Origin of the sequence: Micromonospora sp. U56, assembly GCF_018070095.1 — a bacterium.
Lineage (GTDB): Bacteria > Actinomycetota > Actinomycetes > Mycobacteriales > Micromonosporaceae > Micromonospora > Micromonospora purpureochromogenes.
The window spans coordinates 1-18247 of the sequence record NZ_JAGPYL010000127.1 but is presented as its reverse complement, the minus strand read 5'-3'; the positions used below and the strand labels follow the sequence as shown (position 1 = coordinate 18247).

Annotated in this window: 15 protein-coding genes and 3 pseudogenes; 11 read left to right on the top strand and 7 right to left on the bottom strand. The window is 70.4% G+C overall.

The window, feature by feature from the left end; translation table 11 throughout:
* Positions 1–127: 127 nt before the first annotated feature.
* The 3 genes and pseudogenes from KBX37_RS28635 to KBX37_RS28625 all read right to left on the bottom strand — a co-directional run.
* Positions 128–382: pseudogene (locus KBX37_RS28635) on the bottom strand (transposase); the annotation flags it as partial.
* 898 nt (positions 383–1280) lie between these two features.
* Positions 1281–2252: a hypothetical protein gene (locus KBX37_RS28630; RefSeq protein ID WP_210779006.1), complete on the bottom strand. Its 972-nt coding sequence runs from the start codon at positions 2250–2252 to the stop codon at positions 1281–1283.
* Between the two features lie 41 nt (positions 2253–2293).
* Complete coding sequence (locus KBX37_RS28625; RefSeq protein WP_210779005.1) at positions 2294–3250, bottom strand: hypothetical protein; 957 nt, start codon at positions 3248–3250, stop codon at positions 2294–2296.
* A 312-nt stretch (positions 3251–3562) separates the two neighbouring features.
* Here KBX37_RS28625 and KBX37_RS36120 point away from each other — a divergent pair, with 312 nt between their 5' ends.
* From KBX37_RS36120 to KBX37_RS28610, 3 genes and pseudogenes are all read left to right on the top strand, one after another.
* On the top strand, positions 3563–3796 hold the full coding sequence (locus tag KBX37_RS36120) for a ribbon-helix-helix protein, CopG family (RefSeq protein WP_154937055.1): 234 nt from the start codon (positions 3563–3565) through the stop codon (positions 3794–3796).
* A gap of 497 nt (positions 3797–4293) precedes the next feature.
* On the top strand, positions 4294–5241 hold the full coding sequence (locus tag KBX37_RS28615) for an IS3 family transposase (RefSeq protein WP_210779004.1): 948 nt from the start codon (positions 4294–4296) through the stop codon (positions 5239–5241).
* A 45-nt stretch (positions 5242–5286) separates the two neighbouring features.
* Positions 5287–6432 (top strand): annotated as a pseudogene (locus KBX37_RS28610) (IS3 family transposase).
* 224 nt (positions 6433–6656) lie between these two features.
* Here the strand turns inward: KBX37_RS28610 and KBX37_RS28605 are convergent.
* Both KBX37_RS28605 and KBX37_RS28600 read right to left on the bottom strand, forming a co-directional pair.
* The gene (locus KBX37_RS28605; protein ID WP_210779003.1) at positions 6657–9194 is read right to left on the bottom strand and encodes a DUF6493 family protein; all 2538 of its coding nucleotides are present in this window, start codon (positions 9192–9194) and stop codon (positions 6657–6659) included.
* A complete protein-coding gene (locus KBX37_RS28600) occupies positions 9191–10525 on the bottom strand; it encodes an SWIM zinc finger family protein (protein WP_210779002.1) in 1335 nt (444 codons plus the stop codon). Before KBX37_RS28600 ends, KBX37_RS28605 begins: the two co-directional genes overlap by 4 nt.
* Positions 10526–10840: 315 nt before the next feature.
* Here KBX37_RS28600 and KBX37_RS28595 point away from each other — a divergent pair, with 315 nt between their 5' ends.
* The 8 genes from KBX37_RS28595 to ptsP all read left to right on the top strand — a co-directional run bounded on the left by KBX37_RS28595 (position 10841) and on the right by ptsP (position 17582).
* A complete protein-coding gene (locus KBX37_RS28595; RefSeq protein ID WP_210779001.1) occupies positions 10841–11602 on the top strand; it encodes a DeoR/GlpR family DNA-binding transcription regulator in 762 nt (253 codons plus the stop codon).
* Complete coding sequence (pfkB, locus tag KBX37_RS28590; RefSeq protein ID WP_210779000.1) at positions 11599–12543, top strand: 1-phosphofructokinase; 945 nt, start codon at positions 11599–11601, stop codon at positions 12541–12543. Before KBX37_RS28595 ends, pfkB begins: the two co-directional genes overlap by 4 nt.
* Positions 12544–12607: 64 nt before the next feature.
* Entirely contained in the window at positions 12608–13783 is a 1176-nt protein-coding gene (gene mtlA / locus KBX37_RS28585) for a PTS mannitol transporter subunit IICB (protein ID WP_210778999.1), read from the top strand.
* A 5-nt stretch (positions 13784–13788) separates the two neighbouring features.
* Positions 13789–14097 carry a PTS lactose transporter subunit IIB gene (locus tag KBX37_RS28580; protein WP_109943748.1) on the top strand — a complete coding sequence of 103 codons (309 nt, stop codon included), beginning with the start codon at positions 13789–13791 and terminating at the stop codon, positions 14095–14097.
* A complete protein-coding gene (locus KBX37_RS28575; protein WP_210778998.1) occupies positions 14090–14557 on the top strand; it encodes a PTS sugar transporter subunit IIA in 468 nt (155 codons plus the stop codon). The genes KBX37_RS28580 and KBX37_RS28575 overlap by 8 nt, the downstream gene beginning before the upstream one ends.
* Positions 14557–15597: a zinc-dependent dehydrogenase gene (locus KBX37_RS28570; protein WP_210778997.1), complete on the top strand. Its 1041-nt coding sequence runs from the start codon at positions 14557–14559 to the stop codon at positions 15595–15597. The genes KBX37_RS28575 and KBX37_RS28570 overlap by 1 nt, the downstream gene beginning before the upstream one ends.
* Positions 15598–15640: 43 nt before the next feature.
* Complete coding sequence (locus KBX37_RS28565; protein ID WP_210778996.1) at positions 15641–15922, top strand: HPr family phosphocarrier protein; 282 nt, start codon at positions 15641–15643, stop codon at positions 15920–15922.
* Entirely contained in the window at positions 15915–17582 is a 1668-nt protein-coding gene (ptsP, locus tag KBX37_RS28560; RefSeq protein ID WP_210778995.1) for a phosphoenolpyruvate--protein phosphotransferase, read from the top strand. Before KBX37_RS28565 ends, ptsP begins: the two co-directional genes overlap by 8 nt.
* Positions 17583–17794: 212 nt before the next feature.
* Here ptsP and KBX37_RS28555 read toward each other — a convergent pair whose 3' ends face one another.
* Positions 17795–18148, bottom strand: a complete 354-nt coding sequence (locus KBX37_RS28555; RefSeq protein ID WP_307849248.1) for an ATP-grasp domain-containing protein — start codon at positions 18146–18148, stop codon at positions 17795–17797.
* A pseudogene (locus tag KBX37_RS34940) lies at positions 18145–18247 on the bottom strand (IS5/IS1182 family transposase); the annotation flags it as partial. The pseudogene KBX37_RS34940 and the gene KBX37_RS28555, both read right to left, overlap by 4 nt.

Genomic DNA, 18247 nt, shown 5'->3' with positions numbered 1-18247 from the left:
GCGATCAACTGCTCATCCGTGACCGCACCCACCGGCTCCACGGCCGGCTCCTGCCCCGAGGTGATCTCGGTCGTCATCTGGCGTCTCTCCCTTGATCGGTCGATCAGCCGTTATTTGTACAGTCCCGCAGCGGGTTGATCGCATAGACCTGGTAACCGGCGGCGATCAGCGCCTGCACCCACGGACCCCGGTCGGTCTCGATACCAACCACCACCTGCGCCGACTCATCATCCTCGGCCAGCTGAGCGCCGATCAGCGCGTGCAGGCCGGCGATCCCGGTGATTCCCTCCTCGAGTTTCGCCTTGCCCAGCCGGCGGCCGGTCTCGTCCTGCACCTCGACATCGTGGTGATCCTCAGCCCAGTCGTCTCCCACGAACAGCACTGCATCCCCTCCCGCCAGTCCACGGTTGATCGAGATGTCTGGCAGCGTCCGGGAGAACTGCCGCGAGCTAATGAACAAGTGCTCACGCCGCAGACGGCGGGCACGACATCCCATCAGCGATTCCGTCTCCCGACCACCGGCAGGGGCACGATCTGTCAATAGGACTGCGACGCGTCCTGCAGCGGGGAGTGCTCACCCGCCAGCGGCTACCGGAGCCGAGTCTGCCGCAACCAACCCGGCAACTCTCATTAGCAACGGCGCTGGACGGGCCGACGCCGCAGCGGACTAGCAGAGCGCTGGGACCAGCTGCTGCCCCCTCTTCCGCACCAAGTTGGACTATCCGGCCGAGGCTACGGATCAGATGGTCCAGGCTGCCGGAGAGGGCTGTGATAGGTCCAGTCGCCAGCAAGGCGGCCGACGAGTGAACGAGGGCGGGGCTTCCCTCCGCCGAGGGGAAGCCTGGCGGACCGCCCCCCGGTGCGGACCTTCGGGCCTGCTGATCGCTGTCGCTCTACTCGGAATCTGCTCGGTGAGTCGTGGGCAGTGCCGGGCAGTTTTGGTCAGCGCTGGGCAGCGACGGGCACGGAACCCCGCCGGTCGACGATCGCATGCTCCATGTGTGCTCCGCCGGTCGGCGCACCGGCAGCCCACACCGCTGGGCACGCTAGGGCACTCCTGGGCACTCGCAGGTATCCGCTGGCAGGTAAGCTATGCCCTCGCGCCCTCGTAGCTCAGGGGATAGAGCATCGGTTTCCTAAACCGAAGCCTATCGATCGGTGTGGCCGCGTGACCTGCCGTATCGACCGCCCTCTTTACTCATGTTGGATCGCACCCGCCAAGTGTCTGCTCGGTCGGTCGATGTTCGGTCGCTGTTGCCTTCTGTGTCGGGCCACGCACATCAATGCCGCTCATGGGGATATGGGATGTTCCTGGTCACCTCCTCCGCAGCCCAGTCGGAGAACTGACGTGCGACAGCCCGACGCGCGGTGTGCCAGACGTCGTCGTTGTCAGGTAGTTGTGCAACGTCATGCACACGTATTGCACGAGCCGCCGAGCCCGACGCTTTGTGGAAGATGTCACCTGCCTCGACGACGACCTGGAAAGCCCGGCTGCGATCGCTGACCGACTGCATGACCTGCCGGAGCGCCTTCGGGTCCCGAAGGAACAACTTCAAAGCCCGGGTCCCGGTCCCGTGGGTTCCCCCGACGCTAACGATCGTCTTGCCTTCGTCCAGCGCTTTGCGAGTGAAGAAGTTTGGCATCACGCTTATGAGCAGCCAATCGGTCGAAAGCTTGCCCTCGTTGTCAACTCGAGGGGCAAGGCGCCGTGTGGTCCGTACGTCCGTGCGAGCGACGAGTGGCCAGTTAGGCCTAGTCACCCATCCGTGGTCGGCAACTAGCCGCTGACAGGTGCCGTGCAGATCCCGTGGGTCCTCGTGCCATCTGTACGGCAGGTCGACTGTGTCTCCGACATATTCGAAGCCTGCGGCGCTGTGGATCCGGCGGTAGCCGAACGCCAGCCGGGCTAGCGGCGCCGCCTCGGGCGAGCCGATGACAACGAGATTACGTTCTAGCTGTGTTTCGAGTGTCTCAACCACTTCGAGGAGGTTGTGTTCCGCGCAGTAGGCAAGTGCCGGATCGGCGATGGCGCGGAACGCGGCTAGGTCGTCAGGGTGGTTGCCAGACAGCTCAAGCAGAGGATGCGAGTGCGGCATCACAAAGTCGTAGTCCTGCCGATAGTCGACGCGCAGTAGCCGGAGCGCCTCTTCCCGTTCCCTCCGCCGGCTTATCAACGTCCGGGCGAGTGGCTCGAGCTTGGGAAGCAGCAGGCCGGCTGCCCGCCCTAACAGTGCTGAGCTGGCTACCTCCACCGTCTCTCCCTGCTTCGGTTCGTGGTGTCATGCGCAACGCGCTACTCGGACATCTGCCCTAGATCTTCCATTCCAGATCCGAAGCCCTCGCCAAAACTGTCGCGGGCCTTGGCTAGCGCGGTCGCGACCTCCTTGAATCGCCGCTCAGTCTTCGCCACGATCATGGGCGGGATTGACCGCGTATTTCGGGTAAGCGCAACCTTGTTGAACAGTTCTTCAAAGCCTCGATGGCCCAGAACAGTACCGTTTAGGGTGCCCACAACGGCATCGGTTTTCGAACACATTAGGATGCCGATCGCGTCCCATGGGGTCTGTTCCCGAATGGTTACGGCGGCAGTTAGCCCCCCGGCAACAACGTACGGCGTAACCGGATTGCCGCCGATCGTAAGAAACGACCATTGCGGCAGCTCGTGGACCAGCGATAACACTGAGCCTCTATCCTTGGGCTTGTAGCCGGTAAAGGCAATCGACGGAACGACCATCCCATTGTCAGGCTGACAGGACAGCAGGTAGGCGTCTTCGGACGACGTTCCGTACGTCGGACCAAAGGTCAAGGGCTTGCCGTTTATCAGCGTGAACGTATGCGTTTGGTTTGCGATAATCGCGCTCTCGAGCTGGATCCGGCCAGCCGAGCGAGCTATAAACAGCATGGCGGCCACGCAGTAGCCTGCACGTATCATGGCCCACTGCGTTGAGCCGTCGAGCGGGTCGAGCACCAGCAGTCGCTCACCCGGATTCAGCTCCGGCGGAGGCTTCAAGCGCTCCTCGCCGATAATGTCGATGACCCTAAGGTCGCGGTAGGCCGGGTGGCGGCTAAAGGCGCGCCCGAACTCCACTTGGGCTTCCTCGTCGGCCTGGATTGGATCATCGCCCAGATGCAGTTCGCCCTCGGCGAGGAGCAGGCGCTTCCAGCCTCCGCTCGTCTCCAAGCGACGGAGGGTGCGCATCGCTGCTTGGCGCAGGGCGGACGCACCGATACGGGCGAGCTCGTCAGCCATCGATCACCCCCGAATGCTGGCGCTAAAGACTGTCGATTCCAGCCATCGTTAGGTCCAAATCAGCGTACAGCGCACCGGCCCCTTGGGCGCAGACCCGAATGGTCACCGCTGATAATCATTCGACTCAAGCTCCAGTCCGGTTCGCGCGCGAACGTATCGCTTTACAGGCATTCACCCGAGTCGTGCACGTGAAGTGTTAGCCGGCTGTCGCGGACGGAAGCGTTCGTGGTGTGGCCCCCCGTCCTCTCGTCATCTTGACACTCAGTCTGCTAGCGTAGAGACGCATGCTGAAGCCGAGAACGGAGGACGCCGATGGCATCGCGACTGACGAGTGTTCGCTTGGACGACGACACGTTGGACCGGCTACGCCTGGTCGCTGAGGTGAACGAAACCAACATCGCCGCCGAGGTACGAGAGGCCGTGCGACGGTACTTGGAGTCAGAGCTCGAGGCAGAGGACTTCCCCAGGCGCCTCGACGAGGCACATGCCCGGCAGCGTGCCGTGATGCGGAGGATTGTCTCGTCAATCGGCCGTCAGGATCCCTGAGAGCACCTGGATCTACATGGATGACCAACGCGGGCTTGGCCTGTCGGGCTCGTAAATCTGGTTCTGGGCAGTGACGTCCGGATTTGGGGCGGCCGACGACGCCGGACGTGACCAGCCGTACCACGACGCCGACGCGTTCGTTGAAGGCGTGGCCCGCCAGCTTGACCTGGAAATACAGCTACAGCGACGTCGGCGTCATCGCATCTCGTCCTATGCCGTGATGCCCGGCCGGCGGCAGGCCTGGGTGGCATGGTGAGGTCACCGGCTCATCGGACAAAGTTGATGCTCATGGAGGCCGGCTACCTGAGCTAATGGTCAGGAAACCATGTGCCGATGCCGATGGAGGGCAGCCCAGAGTCCGCCTTTTGGATCACAGATTCAGCTCGGTCCCGTCCTCAGGTCAGCTGGTACAACCCGTCTGCTGTCCGGCTCCTATGCTCGCCGGCACGCCCCTCCGCGGACTTCTTCGCTTCTCGAGTTGCCGAGCTACGACCTTGTTGATCACTATCCCGATCTCGCGCCGCTGCGGCGGGGCGCTACGCGGCGAGGACTGGCCGGCCCTGGTCGCCTTCTTCGACCGCCTGCCAGAGCACGATGACCCGACAGTCGCGGCCGCCATCGTCGCCGAGATGAGGGGCGTGGAGAGGTTTCTGCGGGTGGCCGGGGGGGACCCGCGGGTTCCACCTTGGCCGGCACGTTGCTCGGTGCCCGGTTGGTGTCTACGGGCACGCAAGATCTGGCACGAGCTACACCGCCGCGGTGTTCAGGTGGCCCGGTGCACCGTCGAGCGGCTGATGCGCGAGTCCGGGCTACGCGAGCTGCTGCGCGACAAATCGCCACGCACGACCCGGCCAGCGGCCGAGACCAACCGGCCCGCTGACCTCGTCAAACGGGACTTCACCGCGGAACATCCGAACCAGCTGTGGGTCGCGGACCTGACCTACGTGCGCACGAGTGTGGGCTGGGTGTACGCCGCGTTCGTCCTCGACGTGTACTCCCGCATGATCGTCGGCAGGCAGGTGTCCACGAGTCTCTACACCGATCTGGCTCTCGACGCGCTGAAGATGGCGATCTGGCGTCGCGAAAATCAGGGCGCTGACCTGGGCGGACTGGTCCACCACTCCGACCGTGGAGCCCAATATCGAGCAATCCGCTACACCCAGCGGCTCGCCGAGGCCGGCACCGTCGCCTCCGTCGGCTCCTACGACAACGCCATGGCCGAGGCGTTCAACTCCCTGTACAAGGCCGAACTCGGCCGAAACAAGGGCCCGTGGCGCTGGCTCGACGACCTGGAGATGGCCACCGTCGAGTACATCGACTGGTACAACGACCGCCGCCTGCACGGCGAACTCGGCCACGTCCCACCCACCGAACACGAGGCGCTACACGCGATGACCCGCCCGGTCAATGCACCACTGAAAAGGGACTGCCCCCGGTTTGGTTGACTCCTGACCTGTGAGGATGCGTTCCTCGCTGGAAGGATGTCGGCCATGCCGAAAGCGTTCCCGCCGGAGTTCCGCCGTGACGTCGTCGCGGTCGCCCGCAAGGGCGAGGCTCCGATCGCGCAGATTGCGAAGGACTTCGGAATCTCCGAGTCATGCCTGCACCGCTGGCTCAAGCTCGCCGAAATCGAGGACGAGGGTCGTCCCGGGACGGCCAGCAGCGAGTCCGCCGAGCTGCGGGAGCTGCGGCGGCGCAACAAGCTGCTGGAGCAGGAGAACGAGATTCTGCGCAGGGCGGCGGCGTTCTTCGCCAAGGAGATCGCCCCAAAATGACCTACCCGCTGGTCGGTGACCTGGCCGCGGACGGGATCCCCGTCGCGGTGACCTGCCGGGTGCTGGGCTTCAGTAAGCAGGCCTACTACGCATGGCGCGCCGCCCCGGTCTCGCAGCGCGACTGGGACGACGCCCAACTGATCAACGCCGCCCTGGACATCCACGCCGACGACCCCGCGTTCGGATACCGGTTCATCGCCGACGAACTGCCCGCCCACGGCATCACCGCCGGCGCCAACCGGGTGGCCAGGCTCTGCTCACAGCAGCGCATCTGGTCGGTCTTCGCCAAGAAGAAGGGGTTGACCCGGCGGGCCGGACCGCCGGTGCACGACGACCTGGTGCAACGCCGTTTCACCGCCGACGCGCCCAACCAGCTGTGGCTGACTGACATCACCGAACATCCCACCGCCGAGGGCAAGCTCTACCTGTGCGCGATCAAGGACGTGTACTCGGGGCGGATCGTCGGCTACTCCATCGACCACCGGATGAAAGCCTCTTTGGCGGTCGCGGCGTTGCGAAACGCGGTCCGGCTGCGCAACCCGTCCGGCACTATCGTTCACTCGGACAGGGGTAGCCCAGTTTCGGTCACGTAAGTTCGTGAAGGCGTTGCGGCACAACGGTTTGACCGGCTCGATGGGCCGGGTCGGCGCGTGCGGGGACAACGCCGCGATGGAGTCGTTCTTCGCCCTGCTGCAGCGCAACGTCCTGGACCGGCAACGCTGGACGACCCGCCAGGAACTGCGCCCGGCAATCGTGACCTGGATCGAACGGACCTACCACCGCCGGCGCCGGCAACGACGCCTCGGACGCCTCACCCCGATCGAGTTTGAGACAATCAACAGGCCCGCACACGTGCCCTGAACCCCTCAACCCCGCGAGTCAACCAAACCCGGGGCGGTCCCCGCCGACATCCACCAAGCCCTGCTCAGCCTGGCCTGCGCAACCATCTGCCTCCGGAGACTCCACAACTCAAACTGAAACGATCTCTTAAAGGAACAGCGGCAGCACCGCGCCGCGGAGGTCCCGTCGGACAGGGCCGAAGATCGTGAGCCGGTTCCATCCACGCATCGCCACCAGCATCCCGGTCACCGGTTGAGCGCGGCGGCCAGGCGCCGCGCCTCGGTGACCAGCCGGCTCGACCCGCCGCGCGCGGCGACCGCGGCCAGCCCGGGCACGTCGGTCCGGGCGCCGGCCGCGCCCGCCGTCTCCGCCGCCAGGGTCAACAGGTCCGGGGTGCCGCGCGGGGCCTTCGGCGCCGCGAGCAGCGCGGGCAACGCGGCGGCGAGCAGGCGCCAGGTGCTGAGCGGGGCGCCGGCGGCGGCCGCGTCGCGCAGCGGCTGCAGGGTGCGGGTCAGCGTGAGGTCACCGACGGCGGCGAGGGCGCCGAGGTGGGCCCCGACCGCGGGAGCGTCCAGGTCGCCGGCGGCGGCCAGCATCAGCAGGGCGTCGACGGCGGCGACCCGGTCGGACTCGTGCCGGGCGCCCAAGCCGTACGCGAGGGCGAGGTCGACGGCGGGAGCGCCGTCGCCGCCGCACTCGGCGAGCAGCGGCAGGATCGCGGCGCCGCCGGACAGGTCCTGGTCGGCGCTGCTGGCGATGTCGGGCAGCGCGTACGCCGCGACCAGTCCCCGGTAGCCGGGCAGCACGGCCGGCCAGAGCAGGGCCGCGCCGCCGACGTAGCTGTCCACGGATCCGGCCGGCACGGTGAGCAGGCCGAACGGGTCGTCGACGCCCTCCGGCGGGCTGACCAGCACGTGCGTCCGCTGCCGCGGCAGCTCGTCGTACCCCCAGTCGTAGCCCTGTCGGCGCTCCCGGCGGGGCAGCGTGACCACCCGCTGGTCCGGGGTCGGCAGGCCGCCGGCGCGCAGCCATCCGGCGAGCCGGTTACCGGCGGGCGTACCGAGCGCCGCCGCCCTGGCCGCGAGGGGCTCGTCGACCCGCGCGGGCAGCCGCAGCAGGGCCTGCGTCAGGTCCACCTCCCACGCGCCGCGCTCGCCGAGCCGGGTCAGGCGGTCGTACAGCACCGCCGGGTCGATGGCGCCGTTTGCCATGGTCGGGGCCGCGAGCAGGCCGGGGTGCTGGGGCGGGCCGACGCGGTCACCGATCTCGGCCAGCCGGGCGCGCAGCAGCCGGTGCGGCGGGGGTACCCGTGGATCGAAAGACGGTCCGCCCGGCGTGCGGCGCCGCAAAGTCGCCAGCATCGCGGCCCACCGTCCCCGCCGTACGCCCCCCTCGACCGGGTCGGCCGCCGCGTGCAGCACCCCGCCGAGGAGACCGCACAGGCAGCATGGATCCCACGCGTGCTCCTCCGCGCCGCCGCGGTGCCGCCGCAGCACCGGAATGAGGGCGTCTTTCAGCCGGGCCCGGTCGCCACCGGCAAACCGGACCACTGCGTCGAGGACCCGTTCCAGACCGGACGCCGTCGTGGAGCCGCCGAGCAGGGATGCGACCTCCTCCGCCAGCTCGTCCGGGTCGGTGATGGCCGGCGGCGCGGGCAGAAGGCCGACCGCTGGCGGCAGGTCGTCGCCCACCGCACCGACCACGACCCGCGGGGCGACCACGTGCCCGTGCCGGGCGGCCAGCGTGCCGGCGCGGTCGCGGACGTCCGCCGCCGGGTGGTCGATCGCTGTCGCGATGACCTCGGCGATCTCCGCCGCCCGGTCGGGGTGCCGGCGGGCGAGCTGGTCCAGCCAGCCGAGCTGGGCGCGGACCAGCGCCTTGTCGGGCCGGACGAGGACGGCCCGCGACGCGTCGAGCAGCCCCTCGACCTCCACGCCGTCGAGAGCCCGCAGCGTCTTCTGCGCCATCGACGCCACGGACCCGGGGGCGTCGGCGAGCAGGCGCAGGTAGTCTCCGCGATGCCGGTCGACCTCGCTGGCGGTGGGCTCCAGCAGGGCGTGCAGGGTGACGAACGCGCGCAACGCGGCCGGCCGGTCGCCGCGCAACAGCCGGCCCACGCAGCCGTCGAGCAGCATCGTCCGGTCCAGGCGGCCCTCGCCGGCCAGTCGCGCCAGCGCGCGCGGCAGGGCGAGCTTCTCGTCGGTCATGAACTCGTCGAAGGACATCCGCGTCCCGGCGCCGTCCACCTCGAACAGGCGCGGCACCAGGGCGTCGAGGAACACGTCCGCCCGGAGCCGGTCCACCAGCGGGACCGGTCGCTGCCACTCCGGCGGCCACGCCATCAGGGCGAGCCACCTCTCCACGAACTGGTCACCGGTGGGTGTCGCCGCCTTCTCAGCGGTGAGCAGCTCGGCGACGAATCCCCAGCCGTCCATCGGGTCGTCCCGGCGGAGCCGGTCCGCCAGCCGGTGTGCCAGCTCGGCCAGCCAGGGCACCCCGCGCGTCCGCGCGACCTGGACCACCAGCCCGGCGTCGGCGCCCCGCAGCGACACGTTCCGCCGGCCGAGCAGCTCGGCCGCCGTGGCGGCGGTAGGCAGGCACCCGACCGCGGCCACCGCCAGGGCCGTCGCCTCGTTGTTCCACCACCAGTTGTCGCGCCGCCGGCGCACGTGGGCCACCAGCCCGTCGGCGAACGACCGCCGCCCATGGTCGTCGAGGCCCGTGACCGCGTCGACGGCCGCGCCGATGTCGCCCCGGACCAGGAACTCGAACGGATCGGTCACGCCCCGACCTCCACCGGAGCGCCCACCATCGTCGTGGCGAGCGCGTGCTTGCAGGGCCCGCGCTGACCGCGGTGCCGCGCCCACCAGGGGCAGGAGCAGGTGTACGAGCCGTCCGTCCGGCGGCGGACCCGGTAGACCTCGTCGCCGTGGCGTACGGTCGCCGCCTCGCCGTCGAGCGTGACCGCGCCCGCCTCGACCAGCGCCCGCGCCCCGACCAGCCGGGGATTGTCCCGCTCGGCCCGGCCGGCGTCGTACGGCAGCACCCGGTGGAAGTAGCCCGCCTCGGCCACGTCGAAGCCGACCCGGCCGGCGGTGCCCAGCTGGGCCAGCGCGGCCCGGACCCGGTCCGCCGAAATCCCCGCCGAGGCGGCCAGCGCGTGGACATCGATCGTCGGGTCCCAGGACAGGAGCGCGGCGACCAGCGCGGCGTCGTCGGCGACGTCGTCCGTGGCGAGCGCGGTCAGCGCGCCGCCCTCGCCGGAGAAACCCCGGTAGGGCTCCGGCGACAGGGTCAGCGACAGCCGCAGCGCGCCGGTGTCGAGCTCCCACACGCTCGGCAGCGGCGGCGACCCGACCGCCGCCGGTGGCCCGTACACCCGCAGGGTCTTCGCGTACCGGAGCAGCCCACGCAGCGTGGCGAGCCGTCCGGCGCCGGCCAGGCACACCGCGCCGGGCACCGGGCGCGAGGTCAGCCGCAGCGAGCGCCCGGCCGGCACCACCCAGAGCACCGACCGGTCGTTGCCCGCCGGCAGCCGGCGCAGGAAGGCGGCCGCCTCCGCCGCCGGGATCTCCGCCCGCGGTTCCATGGCCGCGGCGATCAGATGGACCTCGGCGAACCCCCGCAGCCAACGCCCAGGCAGCGGCACCTTCTTCTCCACCACCGGACCGTCGACGGTGGACACGGTCAGGTCGTCCGGCCCCACCGACAGGTGCAGCGGGTCGATGCCGGCCACCCGGGCCAGCGCCTCCTGCAGCGGCGCGTTCACGTCGACGTTGGTGGTGCCGTGCTCGACGATGTCGCCGTCGAACCCGGCCGGCACGACATCCAGCCGCGCGTACACCCCGCAGCAGCCGGAGAACGACTCGAAGCGCATCCGGTCCCGGCTGCCGGTGACCACGGGATCGAGGCTCGCCGGGCTGACCGGCTGGTGGTACCGGGTCCGGGCGACTTCGGCGACCGCCAGCAGCCCGGCGGCCGCCGCCTGCGGAGTCGTCAGAAAACCGGAGAAGAACCGCGGGTTGGTCGCAGGCCCGCCGCTGGTCTGCAGCGCCAGGTCACCCCGCTGCAGCGTGGACGGCTGGAGGTAGCGGTAAGTCTGAAGGGCGCTCACGGCTGCAGAACTTACGACCGACCCCCGACAGGGCACGACGGCAGGCTGCAACCCCGGCGACAGCGGCTCCGTCCATCGCCACGTGGAGAGCCTTCGCAACGCTGGTCGGTGCCACGGCCGGAAGGCTGAACCAGAACTTTCGGCGTGCTCGCCCGCGGCTCGCCGGTATGTGCCGAGGTATATCGATTTGTTCCTCAATCTCAGGTACCGCTTCGGTCAAACTTGCGGAGTTGGCGGGTGAGACCTCTTGACGATCCAACACGACCGGGCGTAAACACAGAGGAAGTCACATCGAAACGGCGGTGAAACCAAGCGATGTACGCCGAGGAACGGCAGCAGGAGATCCTCCGCAGAGCCCGGGCCCAGGGCCGGGTCGACGTCATGGTGCTGGCCGAGGAACTGGCGGTGACCAGCGAGACCATCCGGCGGGACCTGACCGCGTTGGAGCGTGCGGGGGTGCTGCGCCGCGTACACGGCGGCGCGATCCCGGTCGAACGCCTCGGTTTCGAGCCCGCGCTCGCCGCCCGGGACGCGGTGCTGACCGCCGAGAAGGAGCGCATCGCCAAGGCCGCGCTCGCCGAGGTCCCGGAGGACGGGGCGATCATCATCGACGCCGGCTCGACCACCGGGCGGCTGGCCCAGGTGCTGAACACGGAGCGCGAGCTGACCGTGATCGTCAACGCCCCGCCACTGGCCACCCTGCTGGCCGCCCGACCGAACCTCAACGTGATCATGCTCGGCGGCCGGGTCCGGAGCCGAACCATGGCGACGGTCGACGACTGGGCCATGCAGGCGCTCTCCCAGATCTACGTCGACGTGGCCTTCATGGCGACCAACGGCTGCTCGGTCGAGCGCGGGCTCACCACGCCGGATCCGGCCGAGGCCGCCGTCAAGCGGGCGATGATCGCCTCGGCCCGGCGTACGGTTCTGCTCGCCGACCACACCAAGTTCGGCGACGACTACCTCGCGCGCTTCGGCCAACTCGCGGACGTCGACCTCATCATCACCGACACCGGGCTGAGCGCCGCCGCCGCAGGCGAGCTGCAGCACGCCGGTCCGGAGGTGATCCGGGCATGATCCTCACCGTCACCCTCAACCCGAGCCTGGACCGGGCCGTCGCCATCGAGTCCCTGGTGCGGGGCGAGGTGCTGCGCGCCGCACCCGCACACCTCGACCCGGGCGGCAAGGGAGTCAACGTCTCCCGGGCCCTGCTCGCCAACGGCGTGCCGTCGCGGGCGGTCATCCCGTGCGGCGGCCCCGAGGGTGAGCAGCTGGTGCGGCTGCTGGCGGCGGAGGGCGTACCCATGATCGCCGTACCGATTGCCGGCCGGACCAGGTCCAACATCACGCTGGCCGAGCCGGACGGCACGATCACGAAGATCAACGAGCCCGGTCCAGCGCTCTCCGGCGCCGAGCTGAAGGCGGTCGTCGAGGTGGTGCTCTCCGCCGCCGGCTCGGCCGACTGGGCGGTGGTCTGCGGGAGCATCCCGCCGTCCCTGCCGGTCGAGGAGTTCAGCGAACTCTGCTCCCGACTGATCGAAGCAGGCGTCCGGCTCGCAGTCGACACCAGCGGCCCGGCGTTGGTCGCCGCCGCGGCCGCGGGAGCGTCGCTGATCAAGCCCAACCGGGAGGAACTCGCCCAGGCCACCGGGCGGGCCGTCAACTCGACCGAAGACGTCGTCGCCGCCGCCCAGCAGCTGCGCGCCCTGGGTGCCCAGGCGGTGCTGGCCAGCCTCGGCGCCGAGGGCGCCGTGCTGGTCGACGAGGACGGCGTCATCACCGGAATCTCACCTGTCGCCGAGCCCCGCAGCAACGTCGGGGCCGGGGATGCCCTGCTCGCCGGCTTCCTGGCCGGCGGTACCGCCGGGGCAGAGGCGCTCGCCGAGGGCCTCGCGTGGGCCGCGGCGGCGGTCAGCCTGCCGGGCAGCCGGATGCCCCGGCCCGACGACCTGCGTCGCGACCACGTCCACATCCACCACCGGCCGGACCTGGTCCGGCAACTGCTCGCCCGGGACTGACTGACCCAACCCCCAACCCCCCCACCACCGGCAATTCAGCCGGCAGTCGAACAGGAGGCCTCCCATGGCCACGGATTACACCCCCGCCGTCACGGGTACCGGCATCAAGGCCGGCATTCAGCGGGTCGGCGGCTACCTCGCCGGCATGGTCATGCCCAACATCGGCGCGTTCATCGCCTGGGGCCTGATCACCGCGCTCTTCATCCCCACCGGCTGGATACCCAACGCCCACCTCGCCCAGCTCGTCGGCCCGATGATCACCGTCCTGCTTCCGGTGCTGATCGGCTACACCGGTGGCCGGCTGGTGCACGGCCAGCGCGGCGCCGTCGTCGGTGCCGTCGCCACGATGGGCATCGTGGTCGGCAGCACCGTGCCGATGTTCCTCGGCGCCATGATGATCGGCCCGCTCGCCGCGTACCTGGTCAAGCTCTTCGACAACGCCTTCGAGCACCGCATCAAGGCCGGCTTCGAGATGCTGGTCAACAACTTCTCGGCGGGCATCATCGGCGGTGGCATGGCGCTGGTCGGGGTCTGGGTGATCGGCCCGGTCGTCCGTTCCATCACCACCCTCGCCGGTAACGGTGTCGACTGGCTCGTCGGGCACAACCTGCTGCCGGTCGCCTCGGTCCTGGTCGAGCCGGCGAAGGTGCTCTTCCTCAACAACGCCATCAACCACGGCGTTCTCGGCCCGCTGGGTGTCGCGCAGGCGACCGAGACGGGCAAGTCTATCCTCTTCATGATCGAGTCCAACCCCGGCCCGGGCCTGGGGCTGCTTCTGGCCTTCCTGTTCTTCGGGCCCCGCGCGCTGCGCCCCAGCGTCCCGGCCGCGATCATCATCCACTTCCTCGGCGGCATCCACGAGATCTACTTCCCGTACGTGCTGATGAAGCCGCGGCTCATCCTCGCGATGATCGCCGGTGGCGCCGCTGGGGTCGGCACCTTCATGATCACCGGTGCCGGCCTGGTCGCCACCCCGTCACCGGGAAGCGTCTTCGCCTACGCCGCCGTCACGCCTCGTGGCGGCTGGTTCGGAGTCGTCCTCGGCATCCTGATCGCGGCGGCGGTCACCTTCTTCGTGGCGGCGGCGTTGCTCGGCTTCGGTCGACTCAACGGCGACGCCCAGGCGGAACAGCCGGGCACCGGGGACGCCGAGGCCACGGTCCCGCCGGGCGGCGAGGCGCCGCGCCAGACCGCCGGGGCGGCCGCAACCGCAAACTCCACCGCAGCTTCGGAGGCGTGAACCAGATGAGCACAATTCAGGGAAGCGACATCCACAAGATCGTGGTGGCCTGCGACGCCGGGATGGGCAGCAGCGTGATGCTCGCCAGCCAGCTGCGCAAACAGCTCAGCAAGCACTCGGTGGCCGTGGAGCACACCCAGGTCGATCACATCCCCGCCGACGCCGATCTGGTCGTCGTGCACACCGGGCTGGCCGCACGTGCCCGGGCGAACGCGCCCGAGAAGGTCATCGTGCCGTTCCAGGTGTTCATCGGCGATCCGGCGGTGGCGAAGGTGGTCGCCGCGGTCAAGAACGGCGGCGCGGTCGATGGCTGAGGTGGCAAGCGGGGACCTTGCCGCGCTGCTCGACCACCGGGCGATCCGGCTCGACGAGACCGCCGCCAACCGGGAGGACGCGATCCAGCGCAGCGGTGCGGTGCTGGTCGAGATCGGGGCCGTCGACCCGTCCTACGTCGAGGCGATGCTGGCGCGGGAGCGGTCGGTCTCGACGTACATGGGGGAGGGGGTGGCGATCCCGCACGGCACGCTCGCCGGCAAGGACGCCGTACACCGTGACGCGCTCGCGGTGCTCCGCTTCCCCGCCGGCGTGGACTGGGGCGGCGAGCAGGCCGTGCTCTGCGTGGCGATCGCCGCCCGCGGCGACGGTCACGTCGCGATCCTGGCCCAGCTGGCCGAGGTCCTGCTGGATCCGGAGCGGGCCCGGGCGTTGCGCGAGGCCACCGAGGCCGACGAGATTCTCCGGCTGCTCACGCCGGTCGACGAGGAGACAGACTGATGAAGGTTGTTCGCTTCCACGCTCCGGGTGATGTGCGGATCGAGGACGCACCCGAACCGACCCCGGGACCGGGCGAGGTCAAGATCCGGGTACGCAACTGCTCCACCTGCGGCACGGACGTGAAGATCTGGCGATTCGGCCATCACCACATCGACCCGCCACGGGTGATGGGCCACGAGGTCGCGGGCGAGGTCACCGAGGTCGGCGCCGAGGTGACCGGCTGGCAACCCGGTGACCGAGTCCAGGTCATCGCCGCGATCCCGTGCGGGCGCTGCGACCAGTGCCGCCGCGGCCGGATGACCGTCTGCCCCAACCAGGAGTCGATCGGCTACCACTACGACGGCGGCTTCGCCCAGTGCATGGTCGTCCCGGCCAAGGTGCTCGCCGTCGACGGCCTGAACCGGATCCCGGACGGAGTCAGCTTCGCCGAGGCGTCGGTGACCGAGCCGCTGGCGTGCGTCCTCAACGGCCAGGAACTCGCCCGGGTCGGCGAGGGTGACGACGTCGTCGTCATCGGCTCCGGCCCGATCGGCTGCCTGCACGTACGGCTCGCCCGGGCCCGCGGTGCCGCCCGGGTCACCCTGGTCGACCTCAACCGGGACCGGCTGGACATGGCGGCGGCGCTCGTCGCGCCCGACGCCACGATCTGCGCTGCGGAGACCGACCCGGTCGACGCGGTCCTCAAGCTGACCGACGGCGCCGGAGCCGATGTCGTCATCACCGCGGCGGCCTCCGGGGCGGCGCAGGAGCAGGCACTGCAGATGGTCGGCCGCCAGGGCCGGATCAGCTTCTTCGGCGGCCTGCCCAAGGACAAGCCGGTCATCGCCCTCGACGCCAACCTGGTGCACTACCGCGAGGTCACCATCGTTGGCGCCAACGGGTCCAGCCCGGCGCACAACAAGGCGGCGCTGCAGCTGATCGCCAGCGGTGCGGTGCCGGTCGCGGATCTGATCACGGACCGGCTGCCGCTGGAGAACGCCCTCGAGGCATTCGACATCGTCTCCCGCGGCGCCGGCATCAAAGTCACTATCGAGCCCTGATCGGCTCGGATCCACCCGGATCCATCCACCCCTAGGAGTCGTCATGCCCGAACGTACCGTCTCCGTCGGGTCGACCAGCGGGCTGCACGCCCGCCCCGCCGCCCTCTTCGTCGCGGCCGCCGCTGCCCAGCCGGTCGCGGTCAGCGTCCGGCGGCCGGGCGGCCGGCCGGTTCCCGCCCGCAGCATGCTCTCGGTGCTGTCACTCGGTGCCACCTTCGGCACCGAGCTGATCCTCGCCGCCGAGGGCGACGGGGCGGAGGCCGCCCTGGGCGCGCTCGCCGACCTGCTGCGCCGCAACCTCGACGAGGAGCCGGTCGATGCCTGAGCGGCTGACCGGCATCGGGGTCAGCCCCGGCGTGACCGCCGGTCCGCTGCTGCGGGTGGCCCCGGCGCCCCGGCTGCCGGAGCCGACCGCCGTCGCCGCCGTCGAGGCGGAGCTGGCGCGGGCCGACTCGGCCCTCGCCGCGGTCGCCGCCGAGCTGCGCCGCCGCGCCGATGCGGCGGGGCGGCCGGAGGCGGCCGAGATCCTCCGGGCCCAGGCGATGATGGCCGAAGACCCGGTCCTGCGCGAGACGATCGCCGACGTGATCCGGGGCGGTCGGGACGCCGCGCACGCGATCACCGACGCCTTCGCCGAACACCGCCGGGCGTTCCAGGCGGCCGGCGGCTACCTCGCCGAGCGGGTCACCGACCTGGACGACGTCCGGGACCGCGCGGTCGCCGCGAGCCTCGGGCGGCCGATGCCCGGCGTCCCGGCCCCGGGTCACCCGTACGTGCTGGCCGCGCGCGATCTCGCGCCGGCCGACACTGCGGACCTCGACCCGGAGCAGGTGCTCGCACTGGTCACCGAGGCGGGCGGCCCGACCAGCCACACCGCCATCCTGGCCCGGTCACTCGGCCTGCCCGCGGTGGTCTCCTGCGCCGGCGCGCTGAGCGTGCCCGAGGGAACGGTGGTCCGGGTGGACGGCGGTTCCGGCGAGGTCCTCACCGATGTCGATGAGGCGCTCGTGGCGGCCACTCGCGCCGCGGTGGCCGCTCGGCGCGATCGAGCCACCCCGACCCGGGGACCCGGCCGCACCGCCGACGGGCGCGCGGTGAAGCTGCTGGTGAACATCGGCTCGGCGGCCCAGTTGCGCGGCGACGAGGCCGCCGGGGCCGAGGGCGTCGGGCTTTTCCGTACCGAGCTGCTCTTCCTCGACCGCAGCACGCTGCCCGGCCTGGACGAGCAGGTTCGGGCGTACGCCGAGGTCTTCGCGGCGATGGCGGGCCGCCCGGTGGTGATCCGGACGCTGGACGCCGGCGCCGACAAGCCGCTGCCCTTCCTCGACCAGGCCGGCGAGCCCAACCCGGCCCTCGGCGTCCGTGGTCTGCGGGTCGCCCGACGCCGACCCGAGGTGCTCCGGGTCCAGCTCGAAGCGATCGACCTGGCCGCCCAGCGGACCGGCGCCGACGTCCGGGTGATGGCGCCGATGGTGGCCACCGCCGCCGAGGCCCGCGAGTTCGCCATGATCACGCGCACCGCCGGAATCAGCAACGTCGGCGTCATGGTGGAGGTGCCGGCGGCGGCGCTGCGCGCCCCGCAACTGCTCGACGAGGTCGACTTCCTCAGCATCGGCACCAATGACCTGAGCCAGTACGTCTTCGCCGCCGACCGGCAGTGCGGCGACCTGGCTGAGCTGCTCGATCCGTGGCAGCCGGCGCTGCTGCAGCTGATCGCCGCCTGCGCGACCGCGGGGGGCGCAGCCGGAAAGCCGGTCGGCGTCTGCGGTGAGGCGGCCGCCGATCCGCTGCTCGCGGTGGTGCTCGCCGGCCTCGGCGTGACCAGCCTGTCGATGTCACCGCGGGCCCTGGCGCCCGTGCGGGCGGCGCTGGCCGCGCACACCCTTGCCGACTGCGCCCGACTGGCCAAGCTCGCGCTGGCCGCCGAGGATGCCGAGCAGGCACGGGCCACCGTCCGGAGCGAGGCCAGGCCGGTGCCGGACTGATCCGGCAGCGCGCCGGAAGCCGTCGGAGATCTCCCGTGTGACACGATCTCCGACGGCTGTCTTGGCCGGCAAACCTGCAACGCCCGACCGCGCACCGGGCGCGCCCTGCCGGCGTTTGTCACTGTCCCCGACGCTGTCCGGGTGCCTCCTCGGCGGTGACGTGGCTGGCGTCGAGGCGGACGGTGTTGGCGATGTTGGTCATCGTGGGGCTGCTATCCGAAGGGGGTGGGCGGTCGTGTGAACGCATGGTCGCGGGGAGTCAGGCGGTGGCGTGGTCCGGCAGCGCGAAGCACCACGTCGAGGACGCGGTCGGGGTTGGCGGCGTAGCTTGTGCTGAACCAGGCCATGTTCGCCTCCACCACGGCCCAGTGTTCGTCGCCGCGGTCGGCGTTGCTGGCCAGACCGACGTCGACGACGACGGCGCTGGGCAGGCTGTCAGCGCAGGCGTCGAGCAGGTTGGCGGCGAATTCGAGCACGGCGGCGCGGTGTGGGCAGGCGTCGAGTGGGGCCGGGTCGAGCCGACCGTTGATGGCGTAACGGCTAGGGCCTGTGTCGAAGTCGGTCACAGCCACTCGTTGATCGCGGCGATGTGCACGGTGGCTTCGTAGCGCACGGCGAGCTTGTCGAAGCGGGTCGCCACGGCCCGGTTGCGTTTGAGGCGGTTG

Excerpts from the sequence above, each read along its gene's own strand:
- KBX37_RS28625 (WP_210779005.1), bottom strand. The coding sequence starts at position 3,250 with ATGGCTGACGAGCTCGCCCGTATCGGTGCGTCCGCCCTGCGCCAAGCA.
- KBX37_RS36120 (WP_154937055.1), top strand. The coding sequence starts at position 3,563 with ATGGCATCGCGACTGACGAGTGTTCGCTTGGACGACGACACGTTGGAC.
- KBX37_RS28595 (WP_210779001.1), top strand. The coding sequence starts at position 10,841 with ATGTACGCCGAGGAACGGCAGCAGGAGATCCTCCGCAGAGCCCGGGCC.
- pfkB (WP_210779000.1), top strand. The coding sequence starts at position 11,599 with ATGATCCTCACCGTCACCCTCAACCCGAGCCTGGACCGGGCCGTCGCC.
- mtlA (WP_210778999.1), top strand. The coding sequence starts at position 12,608 with ATGGCCACGGATTACACCCCCGCCGTCACGGGTACCGGCATCAAGGCC.
- KBX37_RS28580 (WP_109943748.1), top strand. The coding sequence starts at position 13,789 with ATGAGCACAATTCAGGGAAGCGACATCCACAAGATCGTGGTGGCCTGC.
- KBX37_RS28575 (WP_210778998.1), top strand. The coding sequence starts at position 14,090 with ATGGCTGAGGTGGCAAGCGGGGACCTTGCCGCGCTGCTCGACCACCGG.
- KBX37_RS28570 (WP_210778997.1), top strand. The coding sequence starts at position 14,557 with ATGAAGGTTGTTCGCTTCCACGCTCCGGGTGATGTGCGGATCGAGGAC.
- KBX37_RS28565 (WP_210778996.1), top strand. The coding sequence starts at position 15,641 with ATGCCCGAACGTACCGTCTCCGTCGGGTCGACCAGCGGGCTGCACGCC.
- ptsP (WP_210778995.1), top strand. The coding sequence starts at position 15,915 with ATGCCTGAGCGGCTGACCGGCATCGGGGTCAGCCCCGGCGTGACCGCC.